At 72.1% G+C, this 14,832-nt stretch carries 12 protein-coding genes; 8 read left to right on the top strand and 4 right to left on the bottom strand.

The window, feature by feature from the left end; all coding sequences use genetic code 11:
* Positions 1–205 precede the first annotated feature (205 nt).
* Genes Vau01_RS36065 through Vau01_RS36040 form a run of 6 tightly spaced genes read left to right on the top strand, consistent with a single transcriptional unit; the run spans position 206 to position 7,129 of the window.
* Positions 206–1,984 (top strand): GTPase family protein, encoded by a 1,779-nt coding sequence (locus Vau01_RS36065; RefSeq protein WP_204003060.1) that lies wholly within the window; start codon positions 206–208, stop codon positions 1,982–1,984.
* Positions 1,981–3,693 carry a GTPase gene (locus Vau01_RS36060; protein WP_204002645.1) on the top strand — a complete coding sequence of 571 codons (1,713 nt, stop codon included), beginning with the start codon at positions 1,981–1,983 and terminating at the stop codon, positions 3,691–3,693. The genes Vau01_RS36065 and Vau01_RS36060 overlap by 4 nt, the downstream gene beginning before the upstream one ends.
* Positions 3,693–4,532 carry a fructosamine kinase family protein gene (locus tag Vau01_RS36055; protein WP_204002638.1) on the top strand — a complete coding sequence of 280 codons (840 nt, stop codon included), beginning with the start codon at positions 3,693–3,695 and terminating at the stop codon, positions 4,530–4,532. Before Vau01_RS36060 ends, Vau01_RS36055 begins: the two co-directional genes overlap by 1 nt.
* 20 nt (positions 4,533–4,552) lie before the next feature.
* A complete protein-coding gene (moaA, locus tag Vau01_RS36050; protein WP_204002635.1) occupies positions 4,553–5,551 on the top strand; it encodes a GTP 3',8-cyclase MoaA in 999 nt (332 codons plus the stop codon).
* Complete coding sequence (locus Vau01_RS36045) at positions 5,548–5,793, top strand: MoaD/ThiS family protein (protein WP_204003058.1); 246 nt, start codon at positions 5,548–5,550, stop codon at positions 5,791–5,793. The genes moaA and Vau01_RS36045 overlap by 4 nt, the downstream gene beginning before the upstream one ends.
* 4 nt (positions 5,794–5,797) lie before the next feature.
* Complete coding sequence (locus Vau01_RS36040; protein ID WP_239152124.1) at positions 5,798–7,129, top strand: metallophosphoesterase; 1,332 nt, start codon at positions 5,798–5,800, stop codon at positions 7,127–7,129.
* Here Vau01_RS36040 and Vau01_RS36035 read toward each other — a convergent pair.
* Positions 7,123–7,665 carry a hypothetical protein gene (locus Vau01_RS36035; protein ID WP_204002632.1) on the bottom strand — a complete coding sequence of 181 codons (543 nt, stop codon included), beginning with the start codon at positions 7,663–7,665 and terminating at the stop codon, positions 7,123–7,125. The genes Vau01_RS36040 and Vau01_RS36035 overlap by 7 nt on opposite strands.
* Positions 7,666–7,909: 244 nt before the next feature.
* Between Vau01_RS36035 and Vau01_RS36030 the strand changes: the two genes are divergently transcribed.
* Positions 7,910–9,109 carry an ATP-binding protein gene (locus Vau01_RS36030; RefSeq protein ID WP_204002628.1) on the top strand — a complete coding sequence of 400 codons (1,200 nt, stop codon included), beginning with the start codon at positions 7,910–7,912 and terminating at the stop codon, positions 9,107–9,109.
* On the opposite strand, the gene Vau01_RS36025 is transcribed toward Vau01_RS36030, so the two are convergent.
* Positions 9,106–9,735: an LppU/SCO3897 family protein gene (locus Vau01_RS36025; RefSeq protein WP_204002624.1), complete on the bottom strand. Its 630-nt coding sequence runs from the start codon at positions 9,733–9,735 to the stop codon at positions 9,106–9,108. The genes Vau01_RS36030 and Vau01_RS36025 overlap by 4 nt on opposite strands.
* A 164-nt stretch (positions 9,736–9,899) precedes the next feature.
* Here Vau01_RS36025 and Vau01_RS36020 point away from each other — a divergent pair, with 164 nt between their 5' ends.
* A complete protein-coding gene (locus Vau01_RS36020) occupies positions 9,900–10,538 on the top strand; it encodes an A24 family peptidase (RefSeq protein WP_204002621.1) in 639 nt (212 codons plus the stop codon).
* Here the strand turns inward: Vau01_RS36020 and Vau01_RS36015 are convergent.
* Together Vau01_RS36015 and Vau01_RS36010 are read right to left on the bottom strand one after the other, a co-directional pair.
* Positions 10,482–11,621, bottom strand: coding sequence for an aminotransferase class V-fold PLP-dependent enzyme (locus Vau01_RS36015; protein ID WP_204002616.1), 1,140 nt, complete (start codon positions 11,619–11,621; stop codon positions 10,482–10,484). The genes Vau01_RS36020 and Vau01_RS36015 overlap by 57 nt on opposite strands.
* On the bottom strand, positions 11,621–14,800 hold the full coding sequence (locus Vau01_RS36010) for a UvrD-helicase domain-containing protein (RefSeq protein WP_204003054.1): 3,180 nt from the start codon (positions 14,798–14,800) through the stop codon (positions 11,621–11,623). The genes Vau01_RS36015 and Vau01_RS36010 overlap by 1 nt, the downstream gene beginning before the upstream one ends.
* Positions 14,801–14,832: the final 32 nt, after the last annotated feature.

The raw sequence follows: 14,832 nt of genomic DNA, 5'->3' as shown, positions 1-14,832 counted from the left end.
GGTCGAAACGACACCGGCCACCCCTGCCGAGGCGGCGCCGGAAGCCACGACCGAGCGCGCTGCGGGCGTCACCGAAAAGACCGTCGCTGAAAAGGCCGTCACCGAAAAGGCCGAAACCACCGAAAAGGCCGAAACCACCGAAAAGGCCGAAACCACCGAGAAAGCCGCGCCGCCCGCGCCGCCTCCTCCGGCCGAGCCGGCCGCGATCGCGTCCAACGGGGCCTTCACCAAGAACCCCGAGGTCGGAAAGCTCGCGGCCGCGCTGATCGGGCTCCGGCACACGCTCGCCACCACCCGGTACACGCTGAAACTTCCCGGTGCCGAGGAGGCGGAGGCCAGCCGCGCCGCCACCGTCGCCCAACTCGACGACTATCTGCTGCCGCGCATCCGGCGGCTCGACGCGCCGCTGCTGGTGGTCGTCGGCGGGTCTACCGGGGCGGGCAAGTCGACGCTGGTCAACAGCCTGGTGCGGGCACCGGTCAGCCCCGCCGGGGTGCTGCGGCCGACCACCCGGGCGCCGGTCCTGGTCTGTCATCCGGCCGACCTGCCCTGGTTCGCCGGAAATCACCTGCTTCCTGGGCTGGCCCGCACCTCCGGGCCGAGCACCGATCAGAACTCGTTGCAGGTGGTCAACGCCGCGCACCTCAGCCCCGGCCTGGCGTTCCTCGACGCGCCCGACATCGACTCGGTCGTCGACAGCAACCGGGCCCTGGCCACGCAACTACTGGCCGCCGCCGACCTGTGGCTGTTCGTCACCACGGCGGCCCGGTACGCCGACGCGGTGCCGTGGGCGCTGCTGCGCACCGCGCGGGAACGCGGCACAGTGGTGGCGCTGGTGCTCGACCGGGTCCCACCGGGCGCCGCCGACGAGATCGGGCCGCACCTCCTGGGAATGCTCCGCGACAAGGGGCTCGGCAGCGCACCGCTGTTCGTGCTGCCCGAAGCCTCCCTCGACGGACAGGGCCTGCTCGCCGAACGGGTCATCACCCCGCTGCGGGCCTGGTTCGACGAACTGGCCAACTCCACACAGGCCCGGACCGCGGTCGTGCGGCGCACCGTCGGTGGTGGGATCGACGCGCTCGGTCCGATCGTGGCGCACCTCGCCGACGCGGCCGACGAGCAGGTGGCGGCCGACAAGACGCTGGCGGAGGCGGTCACGACGGCGTACGCCGACGCTCAGCTCGCGATCGAGAACGGCATGCACGACGGCATCCTGCTCCGCGGCGAGGTGCTGTCGCGCTGGCAGGAGCTCGTCGGCACCGGCGACCTGATGCGCGCGCTGCAGGCGCGGATCGGCCGGGCCCGCGACCGCGTGGTCGCCTCGGTCACCGGCCGGCCGGCACCCGGCAAGCAGTTCCAGGCCGCCCTGGAGTCGGGCGTGGTGACGCTGATCCGCGGCGCCGCCGCCGACGCGGCCGAGAAGGCGTCCACCGCGTGGCAGCAGCACGCGGCCGGCCGGAACCTGCTCACCCCGGAACTCCGCAAGCCCTCGCCCGACCTGCAGGCGAACGCCGAACGGCTGGTGCGGGACTGGCAGCGCGCCGTGCTCGACCTGGTGCGCCAGGAGGCCGAGGGCAAGCTCAAGATCGCGAAGGTGAGCGCGTACGCGGTCAACGCGACCGGCCTGCTGGTGATGGTCAGCGTGTTCGCGGCGACGGCGTTCATCCCGACCGGGCTGGAGGTCGCCACCGCGGCCGGCACCACGGTTGCCGCGCAGAAGGTGCTCGAGGCCATCTTCGGCGATCAGGCCGTGCGCACGCTCGCGGAACAGGCGCGGGCCGACCTGCTCACGCGCGTCCAATCGCTGTTGCACGCGGAGGCCGCGCGGTTCGACGGACCGCGCGCCATGACGATGGTTGATCCCCGGACGGCCTGGCGCCTGCGCGACTCCGCGAGCGACGTGGTGGAGGCGCGGCAGGTCGTCGACCTGCCGGCGGGTGAGGTGCCCCGGCCGGGCCTGATCAAGACGGCGGGAGACAGATGACGGTAGCGACGAGGATCCGGCCGGTCGACGGGGAACGGCTGGTGTCGCGGGTCACCGCGCTGGGCAGATTCGTGGAACTGACCGACGGCAACGTGCCCGCCGAAAAGCTGGACGGCGCGAAAGCCGTGCTCGGACGCTCGGGCATGCGCCTGTCGCTGAGCGGCGACCACACGGTGGTGGCCCTGGCCGGCGCGACCGGCAGCGGAAAGTCCAGCCTCTTCAACAAGATCGCCGGACTGCCGCTGTCGCCGGTCGGCCTGCGCCGGCCGACCACCGCCGTCGCGCACGCCTGCACGTGGGGACCGTCGGCGCCGGCCCGCTCGCTGCTCGACTGGCTGGGCGTGCCGACCGGCAGCCGGTTCACCCGGGAGAGCGCGCTCGACGGCGACGACGAGGCCGGCCTGCGCGGCCTGGTGCTCCTCGACCTGCCCGACTTCGACTCGGTCGAGAAGGAGCACCAGCGCGAGGTCGACCGGCTGCTCGAACTCGTCGACCTCGTCGTGTGGGTGCTCGACCCGCAGAAGTACGCCGACAAGATGGTCCACGACCGGTACCTGTCCCAGTTCCGCAACCACACCGACGTCACCGTGGTGCTGCTGAACCAGAGCGACCGGCTCGCGGTCACCGACGTCGAGCGGGTCACCACCGACCTGCGGAACCTGCTCGGCACCCGCGGCCTGGGCACGGTGCCCGTGCTGCCGACGTCGGCGATCGGCCTCCCCGGCACCGGCGACCTGCGGGCCCTGCTGGAGCGCACCGTCTCGGCCCGGCAGGCGGCGCTGCAGCGGATCGCGGCCGACGTGTCGGTGGCCGCCGACGAACTGGCGCCGCTGGTCGCCGCGCCCGCGTCGGAAGCCGACATCGACCGCGACTCGATCCGGCGGCTCAGCGACTCGCTCGCCGACGCCGCCGGGGTGCCGGCCGTGGTCGAGGCGACCGAGCAGGCCTACCTGCACCGCGCGGCCGCCGCCACCAGCTGGCCGGTGATCCAGTGGGTACGGCGGGTGCGGCCGGATCCGCTGCGCCGCCTGCACCTCGGCGGGCCGGTCACGTCCGCCGACCCGGTCGCGTCGGGCGGCGTGCTGCCCCGGCGGCGGCGGTCGCCGGAGGACGACGAACCGGTCGCCGCGACGTCACTGCCCGGCTCGACCGCCGCGGAGAAGGCTGCGGTGGCGCTGGCCGGCCGGGCGATCGCCGAGCGGGCCGCCGCGGCGGGAACACCGGCGCAACTGCCCGACCCGTGGCCGGCCACGCTGCTCGACGCCGCCCGCTCGCGGCTCGACGACGTCCCCGATGCTCTCGACGTCGCCATCGCCCGCACCGACCTCGGCCTGGCCGAGCAGCGCCGCTGGTGGCGGATGATCGGGGTGGCCCAGTGGGCCGGCGCGCTGGTCGCGCTGACCGGGCTGGTGTGGCTCGCCGTCCGGCTGGTGATGTTCCTGCTCGACCTGCCGGAACTGCCGACACCGCACGCCGGCGTGCTGCCGCTGCCCACCGCGCTCCTGTTCGGCGGCCTGCTGTTCGGGCTGCTGCTGTCGATCGTGGTGCGACCGTTCGTGCATCAGGGCGCGAAACGGGCGCGGCGCAGCGCCGAGAAGAAGCTCCGCAACGCCGCGGCGAACGTCGCGATGGAGATGATCGTCGCGCCGGTGCGGTCGAAGCTGAAGACGTACGCGTTCGCCCGGGACGCGCTCGCCGCCGCCCGGTAATGGATCTGGCGTACCTGCGGGCGCACCCGACGCACCTGCCCGCGTTCCTCACCCACCAGCGCATCCGGGAGACCCCGGTATCGGGCGGGTCGATCTGCGTCGCCCAACGGTTGACGCTCGACGACGGCGCGTCGGTGTTCGCGAAGTCGCTGCCCGATCCGCCGGCCGGGTTCTTCGCCGCGGAGGCGGCCGGCCTGCGCTGGCTCCGCGAGACGCACACGGTGGCCGTGCCCGAGGTGCTCGCCGGGCTCCCGTCGATGCTGGCGCTGGAGTGGATCGATCCGGCGCCGCCGAGTGTCGCCACCGCCGAGCGGTTCGGCCGCGAACTGGCCGCCATGCACGGGTTCGAGCCGCCGTCGGTCTTCGGCGCGGAGTGGACCGGCTACATCGGGCGGCTCCCGCTCGACAACACGCCGACGCGGGCCACCTGGGGGGAGTGGTTCGCCGAGTACCGGCTCCGGCCCTACATCGACGACCAGCTGGTGGAGCGGGCCGCCGACCGCATCGCGGCGGGCGTTTTCGGCGGCGATGAGCCGCCCGCCCGGATCCACGGCGACCTGTGGCCGGGGAACCTGGTCTGGGCGGCCGACCGGGCCTGGCTGGTCGACCCGGCCGCGCACGGCGGCCACCGGGAGACCGACCTGGCGTTCCTCGCCCTGTTCGGTGGCGCGCCCCACCTCGACCGGATCCTGGCCGCGTACCGGGAGACCCGCCCGCTCGCCGACGGCTGGCGCGAGCGCGTGGCGGCCCACCAGTTGCACCTGATGCTGGTGCACGTGAGGTTGTTCGGCGCCGCGTACCGGGGAGAGGTCGGCTCGCTCGCGCGGAAATTGTCGTAGGCGCGGGTAGGGTTTTCCTCATGACTCAGCAGGCGTTGGTCGACCGGTACGGTCGGGTGGCCACCGATCTGCGCGTGTCGCTCACCGACCGGTGCAATCTGCGCTGCACCTACTGCATGCCCGCCGAGGGCCTGGCCTGGCTGCCGAAGCCAAGCCTGCTCACCGACGCCGAGGTGGTCCGGCTGGTCCGCATCGCGGTCGAGCTGCTGGGCGTCACCGAGGTGCGGTTCACCGGCGGCGAGCCGCTGCTGCGTCCGGGCCTGGTGGGCATCGTCGCGGCCGCCGCCGAGCTCCGGCCGCGGCCGCAACTGTCGCTCACCACCAACGGCATCGGCCTCGCCCGGGCCGCGCGCCAACTGCGCGCCGCCGGGCTCGACCGGGTCAATGTTTCATTGGACGCGCTGAGCGCCGACACCTTCGCCGACCTCACGCGTCGGCGGCGGCTGAGCGACGTCCTCGACGGGCTGGCCGCGGCCGATGCCGCCGGCCTGCGTCCGGTGAAGATCAACTCGGTGCTGATGCGCGGCGTCAACGAGGCCGAGGCGGTGCCGCTGCTGCGGTTCGCCCTCGCCCACGGCTACGAGCTGCGGTTCATCGAGCAGATGCCGCTCGATGCCGGCCACACCTGGAGCCGGGCCGAGATGATCACCGCGGAGGAGATCCTCGCGCTGTTGCGCGCCGAGGTCGACCTCGGGCCCGACCCGGCCCACCGGGGCGCCGCACCGGCCGAGACCTGGCTGGTCGACGGCGGGCCGGCGAAGGTCGGCGTGATCGCCAGCGTGTCGCGGCCGTTCTGCGGTGCCTGCGACCGCACCCGGCTCACCGCCGACGGCACGATCCGGTCATGCCTGTTCAGCACCACCGAAACCGACCTGCGCACGATGCTTCGCGACGGTGCCGACGACGCGCACCTCGCCGCCGCGTGGGCCGGTGCGATGTGGGCCAAGAAGCCCGGCCACGACATCAACGACGTCTCGTTCCTGCAGCCGGCCCGCCCGATGTCGGCGATCGGCGGCTGACGGTGATCCTCGTCCGGTACTTCGCCGCCGCGCGCGCCGCGGCGGGCGTCAACGAGGAGAAGGTGGCGGCGCCCGACCTGGCGACGCTGCTCTCAGTGATCTCTCAGGCACATGGCCCCACGCTGGCCACCGTGCTCGACCGCTGCTCGTTCCTGGTCGACGGGCTGGCCTGCCACGACCGCTCCGTGCCGCTCCCCGCCGACACGGTGGTCGACGTCCTACCGCCGTTCGCCGGAGGCTGAACTTTTGATCGCGGTGTTCCTCGTCGTCGTCTTCGGCGTGCTCTTCGGCATTCATTTCTACCTGTGGAAACGGCTGGTCAAGGACACCACCACGCGCGGTCGGGCGCGACTTCTCGGCACGCTCGGGATGGTGGCGATGGTGCTGCTCATCGTGAGCGGCCTGACCTTCGGACGGCTCGCGCGTCCCGACGCCGCACGCTGGATCGCCTGGCCGGCGTACCTCTGGCTGGCCACGATGTTCTACCTGCTGGTGATCCTGGCGGTGCTCGAGATCCCGCGGCTGGTGCTGCGGTTCACCTGGGTCCGCCGCGCGCAGGTGGCCGAGGAGCCCGTTCCGGTCGAAGAGCCCGCCCTCGTACCGGCCACCGAATCCGCCGCGTCCGCCCCACCGGCCGGCGCCTCGACCGCGCCCCCGACCGAGCCCTCCACCGGGCCTCCGGCCGCTGGGTCTCCGGCCGCTGGGTCTCCGGCCGCTGGGTCTCCGGCTGCCGGGCGGCCGGCGCGGGCCGCCGATCCCGGTCGCCGGCTGCTGCTGGCCCGGGGGATGGCGATCGCCGCCGGGGCCACCTCGGTGGCGACGGTCGGGTACGGCGTCAGCCAGGCGATGGGTGGCCCGCGCCTCGACCGGGTGACGATCCCGCTGGCCAAGCTGCCGCGTCAGCTCGACGGGCTGCGCATCGCGCTGGTGTCCGACATCCACCTCGGCCCGCTGCTCGGGCGGTCGCACACCCGCCGCATCGTCGACATGATCAACGGAGTCGGTGCCGACCTGGTGGCCGTGGTCGGCGACCTGGTCGACGGCTCCGTCGCGGAGCTCGGGCCGGCCGCCGAGCCGCTCGCCGACCTGGAGTCGAAGCACGGCAGCTTCTTCGTCACCGGCAACCACGAGTACTTCTCCGGGTACGCGGAGTGGATCGACGAGGTCGACAGCCTCGGCCTGCGGGTGCTGCAGAACGAGCGGGTCGAGATCGAGGGCCTCGACCTGGCCGGCGTCAACGACGTCACCGGCGGCAGCTACCGGCACGCGCCCGACTTCGACAAGGCCCTGGGCGACCGTGACCCCGCCCGCCCGGTGGTGCTGCTGGCACATCAGCCGATCCAGGTCACCGAGGCCGCCAAGCACGGGGTCGACCTGCAGCTCAGCGGCCACACCCACGGCGGCCAGATCCAGCCGTTCGGTGCGCTGGTCCGGCTGGAGCAGCCGGTGGTGTCGGGCCTCGACACCGTCGACGGCACGAAGATCTACGTGACCAACGGCGCCGGGTTCTGGGGCCCACCCGTGCGGGTGGGCGCCCCTCCGCAGGTCTCGGTGGTCGAGCTTCGCGCGATTCAGTAACTGCAGACCCGGAGGTTCCGCCGGACGTCGGCCGGCACGTCGGCGCGGCAGATGTCGCTCGTTCCCGCTGACGCGTAGACCCACCGGCCCGCCTTCCGGTCGTACCGGAAGACGAACGCCATCGGCTGCGCCTGGCCGTGCGCCGCGGTCCACTCCTTGGAGATTTCCTGTTTGCCGCTCGCCCAGCCGTTGTAGCACTGGCGGTCGTGCAACGCGACCGTGGTCGCGAAGTCCTCGGTGGTGTTGATGATCTTGAGCAGGGTGTCCTCGGAGACCGGGCAGCCGCCGTCGCCCGTGCCGACATCGGCCGGCTTCCCGTTCGGATCGGCGGTCGGAGGGGTCGCGGTCGAAGCGGTGGGGGTCGGTTCGGTGGCGGACGGGGTAGCGGTGGTCGGCTCGGTGGCCTGGGTCACCGGTGCGTCCGGGCCGCCCGGTGCGGCGGCCTGGTCGGCGCCCGACCCGCACGCGCTCAGCGCGCCGGCGAGGCCCAGGATCGTGGTGGCAAGGAACAGCTTGGCGTAAACGCTCTTGGTCATGCCAACCTCACCATTTGCCGATCACTCTGGTTTTGTCGGCTGCGCGACACAAGAATTCCCGTAACGAGTTGCGCCCGCCCGCTGGACACGTGTTCGAAAATCGCTAGACTCTCGTCTCGGGTGCGCGAAGTTATACGTGACATTTCAGGCGAACCGGCGTGGGTCGAATCAGGCGACCGACACGCCGATAGGTTCGTATAGCCGTATCTACCGCTGAGGCTAGATAGGCAGATAAAGTCCTCGCGTGGACCCGGTACGCAATCCCTATGCGCCCGGTGCTGGGCAGCGGCCGCCGGAACTTGCCGGGCGCGATCGCGAGTTGCAGGCCTTCGAGGTGGTCCTCGAGCGGGTGGCCCGGGGCCGCCCCGAGCGGTCGCTCGTGCTCACCGGTCTGCGCGGGGTCGGCAAGACCGTGCTCCTCAACTCGCTGCGGTCGCAGGCGATCTCGCGGCTCTGGGGGAGCGGCAAGATCGAGGCGCGGCCCGACCAGTCGTTGCGGCGGCCGGTCGCGGCGGCTCTGCACATGGCGGTCCGGGAGCTGGCCCCCCGGCACCGGGCGCCCGACCGGATCGACGAGTTCCTCGGCGTCCTCAAGGCCTTTGCCCTGCGCGGAGCCCCGGCGAACGCCAAGCTGAAGGACCGCTGGCAGCCGGGCATCGACGTGCCGGCCACGAGCGGCCGGGCCGACTCCGGCGACATCGAGATCGACCTCACCGAGCTGTTCACCGACGCCGCGAGCATCGCCACCGACGTCGGCACCGGTATCGCCCTGTTCATCGACGAGATGCAGGACATCCAGGCCGACGACGTGTCGGCCATGTGCGCCGCCTGCCACGAGCTGTCCCAGCTCGGCGCGCCGCTGATCGTCGTCGGCGCCGGGCTGCCGCACCTGCCGGCGGTGCTGTCGGCGTCGAAGTCGTACTCCGAGCGGCTGTTCCGTTACCAGCGCATCGACCGGCTCGACCGGCTCGCCGCCGACCAGGCCCTCACCGCACCCGCGGAACGGGAAGGGGTCGACTACGACCCGAAGGCGCTCGACGCGATGTACGACGCGTCCGGCGGCTACCCGTACTTCGTGCAGGCGTACGGCAAGGCCACCTGGGACCACGCACCCCGGTCACCGATCACCGCCGACGACGTGCGCGTCGCCGCGCCCGAAGCGGAGGCCGAGCTCGGGGTGGGGTTCTTCGGCTCGCGGTACGAGCGGGCCACCCCGGCCGAGCGCGAGTACCTGCGGAGCATGGCCAAGCTCGCACCGAGCGACGACATGCAGGGCGCGGTGCCCACCGCCGACATCGCCAAGGACCTCGGCCGCCGGCCCGCCAGCCTGTCGCCGGCCCGCGACGCCCTGATCAAGAAGGGGCTGATCTACTCCGGCGAGCGGGGGACGGTGGCGTTCACCGTCCCCCACTTCGGCCGCTATCTCAGAAGCCAGCCCAGCTAACGCTTGCGCAGGCAGAGGACGAAGTCGTTCGCGTCGGCCGAGTCGTCGTAGAAGTACCAGTCGGTAAGGGTCGGCGTGCCCTCGCACTTCTTGTAGTCCGAGGTGCCGTTGATGCGCTTGAGCACCTGGTAGGTGTTCGCCGCGCAGGTGACCTTCTGCATGTCGGGCTTGTCGGCGCTGCCCTTGTTGAGGAGACAGTCGCCCTCCTTGGCCACCCGCGCGTCGGCGTTCACCGTCGAGGTCGGGCTCGCCGAGGCGGGCTTCGACGCCGCGGTGGGCGTCGTGGACTTGTCGGGCCCGGGCCCGGCGCCGTTGTCGTCACCGCTGGTCAGGAACACCGCGGCCGCGGCCGCCCCGCCGATCGCCAGCAGCACCACGACGATGATCACGCCGATCGCGGTGGCCGAGCGACCCTGCCGGACGGGTGCCTGCGGCGGCCCCCAGACCTCGCCGGACACCGAGTTCGGCGTGTGGTCGGGACGCGCGTAAGCGGGCCCGCCGGGGTGCGCCTCGGTGAGCGGATCCGGGTAGCCGGTGCGGTACGGGTCATCACCTGCCGACCCGTCCTGCCACGGATCCTGCGGCTGGCCCGGGTACGGCCCGCCCTGCGGTCCGTACGATGACATGGGATGCCTCCCCCGATTAGTAGTGGTCCCGGCCACGGTAGCGTGAGCCCCCGGTGGGTCCGCCTCCCGAAAGAACGCCAACCCCTGTTCGAGGCGGGTATCGCGACGCGAAGCGGTGTGAATTCGTTATCGCCCGGATGCGCCCGCCGGTAGCGTCCCGGCCCGTGTCAGCCACGCTTCCCATGATGATCGTCGGTGCGATCGCCGGTGCGGCAACGCCCGCGATCGCGGCCCGGTTCGGTGTCGCCGCGCGGGCGCGGCCGTGGATCGTCGTAGGCGCGTCGGCCGGTGCCGTCCTGAGTTCGGCGATCCCGCCCGCGGCCGCGGCGGTGTGGGCGCTGGCGCTCGCGGTGGGCGTCCCGTTGGCGGCGATCGACCTCGGCGCGCACCGCCTGCCCGACGCGCTGGTGCTGCCGGCCGCGGCGGCCGCCGCCGGGGTCGCGCTGGTCGGCGGGGCACCGGCCGCCGTCGCCGGTGGCGGCCTATTGGTGACGGCGTACGCACTGCTCGCCGTGCTGCCGCGCAGCGGGCTCGGCTTCGGCGACGTCAAGCTGGCCGGGTTGCTCGGCACCGCGCTCGCGCTCCTGGGCTGGGGTGCGCTCGCCTGGGGCACGGCGCTGGCGTTCCTGTCGGGCGGCCTGATGGCGGCGGCGCTGCTGGTCACCGGTCGCGCGACGCGGACAACACCGCTGCCGTTCGGCCCGCACATGCTGGCCGGCGCGCTGGCGGCGGCGGTGCTGTTCGGGTCAGAGGGCACCCAGCAGGCGGTCGACGTCGGCGCCGTCGTTGTACAGGTGGGGTGAGGCGCGTAGCTTCCCGGCCCGGAACGCGACGTCGACACCGGCGTCGGCGAGGCGCGTGTGCAGGTCCTGGTTCCGCGCCGGGTCCTCGTGGGTGAAGTAGACGAGCGTCGAGCGCTCAGCCGGCGAGCGCGGGCTGAGAACCTTCAGGCCGGCCCCGTCCAGGCCGGCGATGAGCCGTTCGACGAGGGCCTGGTCGTACGCCCCGATCCGGTCGACGCCGAGGTCGAGCACGTGCTCCAGCGACACCGTCCACGGAACGAAGTTGTTGAAGTTCGCGGTCCCGAAGATGTCGAGGTCGTGCCGGTCGCCAGCGATCTCAGCAGAGACGATCTCGGGGGAGAGGTCGTCGCGGGCCAGATCGCGCTGGCTGAGGTGGGCGAGCCAGTACGCCTTGGTCGGCACCAGGCGCTCCCGCAGGTGCGGCGCCAGCCACGTGAACCCCGTGCCGTACGGGCCGCACAGCCATTTGAACCCGACGCCGACCAGCGCGTCGACCGGCAGCGCCGCCGCGTCGAACGGCCGCACGCCGATCGCCTGCGACCCGTTCACCACGAACACCACACCGTGCGACCGGCAGACGGCGCCGAGCGCGGCCAGGTCGACGGCGCCGCCGGTGAACGAGTTCACCCACGTGGTGCAGAACAGCTTCGTGCGCGGCGTGATCGCGGCGGCCACCTCGTCGGCGGTGACCATCGCCGACGCGGGCCGCAGCCGTCGCACGACCACGCCGAACCGCTGCTCCAGCGTCAGCCACGGGAAGATGTCGGACGGGAAGTCGTTCGCGATCACCAGCACCTCGTCGCCCGGTTCCCAGGGCAGGCCGTTGGCGACCAGGTGCAGCCCGTACGAGGCGCTGTTGGCGAGCACGATCTGCTCGGCCGGCGCGTTCACCAGCCGCCCGAGGGCGGCGCGCAACCGCTGCGGTACGGCCTCGAACCGTTCGGTGGTCAACTCGTGCGGCGAGACCTTCCAGCTGACCGCCTCCGCGGTGGCGGCAGCCGCCGTGAGCGGCACCGCGCCCTGGTGCGCCGTGTTGAGCCAGGTACGTCCGCCGAAATCACCGAAGACCGAGGAGAGGCTCACTAGATCAACCTTAGTTGGCGATCCTTCGGTCGACGAGGTGCTTCGGGGCCCTTGCGTTCGAACAGACCGGGATCGATGACCGAGAGGAACGGCGTCACCGCCATCTCCCGCTCGGCCCCGTGCCGGAACCGCTTGCGCGCGTGCGACACGTACAGCCGGTCCTGCGCCCGGGTGAGCCCGACGAAGAACAGCCGCCGCTCCTCGGCCTCCTCGTCGGCGGTCAACGGCGATCCGGGACGCCGTAACGGCAGCAGCCCGTCTTCGCAGCCGATCAGGAACACGATCGGGAACTCCAGGCCCTTCGCGGCGTGCAGCGTCAGCAGCGTCACCCGGTCGGCCCGCGGGTCCCAGGCGTCGACCTCGGCGCCGGTCTCCAGCGCCGTCAGGAACGTGCCGAGGTCGTCACCGCAGCGCAGCGCGAGCGGGCCGAGCAGGTCGACGGCCGACCACAGGTCCTCCGGCGACACCACCACGTCGAGCGCCGGACGCTCCGTCAGCACCTGCGCGGTGAGCTTGATCCGGGCGGCGAGCGACCCGCCGAGTCCCGACGCGAACCGCAGTTCCCGCGCGATCGCCGCCACCCCGGGCCGGTCGAGCAACCGGTCGTGCGACCGCTTCTGCACCGGGACGCCGTGCCGCGACAGCGCGTCGACGACGAACGACGCCTGCGCGTCGGTGCGGTACAGCACCGCGATGTCGGCGAACGACACCGCGTCCGGGGTCACCGCCCGCGAGTCGACCGTGCGGTGGGTGACACCGCCGACCAGTTCGTCGATCGTCTTCGAGACGAACACCGCCTCGTCCTCGGCCGACGCCGCCTCGTACAGGCCGACCTGCGGCGCCTCCGGGTCCAGTTTCGCCGGATCCAGCCGCCGGCCGGGAACCAGCGACGACGGCGCGATCGCCTGCACCGCCGCGGCGAGGATCGGCGCCGCCGACCGGTAGTTGCGGGTCAGCCGCACCTGGCGGGCGTCGGTGAAGTCGGTGGTGAACCGCAGGAAGAAGCCGACGTCGGCGCCGCGGAACGAGTAGATGGCCTGGTCCGGGTCGCCGATCGCGGTGAGGTTCCCGTCGGGCGGGCAGAGCAGGCGGAGCAGTTCGTACTGCACCGGGTCGACGTCCTGGTACTCGTCGACGAAGATCCACCGGTACTCCGCGCGGTACTCGTCCACCAGGTCGGGCGACTCGGTCAGCAACTCGACCGGCAGCGTGATCAGCTCGTCGAGGTCCACCATGTCGCGCGACCGCAGCGCCTTGCGGTACGCGTCCCGGAACTCCCGGGGAACGCCGGCGGTGAGCTGCCGGCGGGCCTCGCGCTCCGTGGGCGCTGTATTTGAAAAGCAGCCACTTTCGATGATCGCCGCCAGCCGGTCGGTCTCCTCCGCGATGCGGAAGTCGGGCGAGAGGTTGAACGACGGCGCGTGCTCGCGGACGATCGACAGGCCGAGGCCGTGGAACGTGGCCACGGTGACGTCGCCGGCGACCTCGCCGAGCAGATCGTCGAGCCGGTGCCGCAACTCCTCGGCCGCCCGCCGGGTGAACGTGATCGCCAGACACTGCTCCGGGTAGACGCCGAGTTCGGCGCACAGGTACGCGATGCGGTGGGTGAGCGAGCGGGTCTTGCCCGTGCCGGGGCCGGCCACGATCAGCAGCGGCCCGCCGGGGGCCGACGCGGCGACCCGCTGCATCGCGTCGAGGCGGTCGAGCAGGCCGGTGCCGACCTCTTCCATGCCGGCGAGCATCGGTTCGAGCGGCTCGTGCGGGGAGATCACCGCCGCCAACGGCGGCGGCTTCTCCACGGTCCTGATCGGCCGGGCGCGGCGCGGCTCCTCCTTGCGCTGTTTAGGAACCACGGGGACGTCGAAGAGCGTGGCTTCCGTCTCCAACTCCGACGGCTCGAAGATCCGGATGACGCCGTACTCGCCGTCGTAGCCGGGGATGCGTCGCACGTCCTTCCGCCGCAGCCGCGTGATCGCCTCGCCCAGCAGCTCGCCGCCCGCCTTGGCGATGTCGTCGACCGGCACGTCGCGCAGGATCGACAGCTCCGACCCGAGCTCGTTGACCAGCCCGCGCAGCTGGGTCTCAACCGTCTTCGACTTGGCGCCGACCCGGTTCACCTCGCCCAGCACCTCGTGCAGTTGCAGCAGGTGGGTGACCTCGGGCGCGTTGTCGGGCGCGTACCCGTCGGGCCGGTCGGCGAGTTCCTCCACCCGGTGCAGCACGCCGATGGTCAACGGCTTGCCGCACTCGGGGCACTTACCCGCGTTCTCCCGCGTCTGTGCCGGCTGCCAGTTCACGTTGCAGGCACGGTGGCCGTCGGCGTGGTACTTGCCCTCTTCGGGGAAGAACTCGAGCGTCCCCTTGAGGCCCTCGCCGGTGCGCATGGCCTCCTTGACCGCGTGGTAGTTCAGCTCGGTCTCGAAGATGGTGGCCTCGCGGGCCAGGGCCTGCGGTGAGTGCGCGTCGGAGTTACTCACCAGGCGGTAGTTGTCGAGGCTCGACACGCGCCAGTTCATCTCCGGGTCGGACGACAGACCGGTCTCAACCGCGAAGATGTGGTGGGCGAGGTCGGCGTAGCAGTGCGCGATCGCGTCGAACCCCGATTTGGACCCGAGCGCTGAGAACCACGGTGTCCAGATGTGCGCGGGCACCAGGTATCCGTCGGGGCTGGCCGCCAGGGTGATCTCCAGCAGGTCGCGGGAGTCGAGGCCGAGGATGGGACGCCCGTCGGAGCCGAGGTTGCCGATCCGCCCGAGGGCGGTGTTGAACCGCTCGACGGATTCGAAGTCGGGCAGGTAGACGAGGTGGTGGACCTTGCGGGTCCGATCGTCGCCGTTGGGCGCCGCGCGCTTGTAAATCGTGGAGATCTCGACCGAGAGCTGGAACCGGACGGGCTCGTCCCCGGCCTGCAGCCGCTTCGGCAGCTTCCGGGCGACCTCGGCCGCTTTTTCGCTTTTCAGCGTGAAGAGGCCTGGTTCGGCGGGTTCCAGCGAGTCCTTCAGGTGGGCAAACCACGCGGGATGGGTGAAATCGCCGGTGCCGAGTAGCGTGATTCCCTTACGCCGAGCCCACCACGTGAGATTGTCGAGTTCCAGGTCGCGGCTGCAGGCACGGGAGTACTTCGAGTGGATGTGCAGATCCGCGACGAAGCTCTTCACTGGCACGCCGCAGTGTGTCACGCCGTCCCACGGCACGTGTGGGTGACACCCCG

Source organism: Virgisporangium aurantiacum, from assembly GCF_016863635.1.
Lineage (GTDB): Bacteria > Actinomycetota > Actinomycetes > Mycobacteriales > Micromonosporaceae > Virgisporangium > Virgisporangium aurantiacum.
The sequence above is the reverse complement of the archived record's forward strand: the minus strand, read 5'-3'. Positions and strand labels throughout refer to the sequence as shown.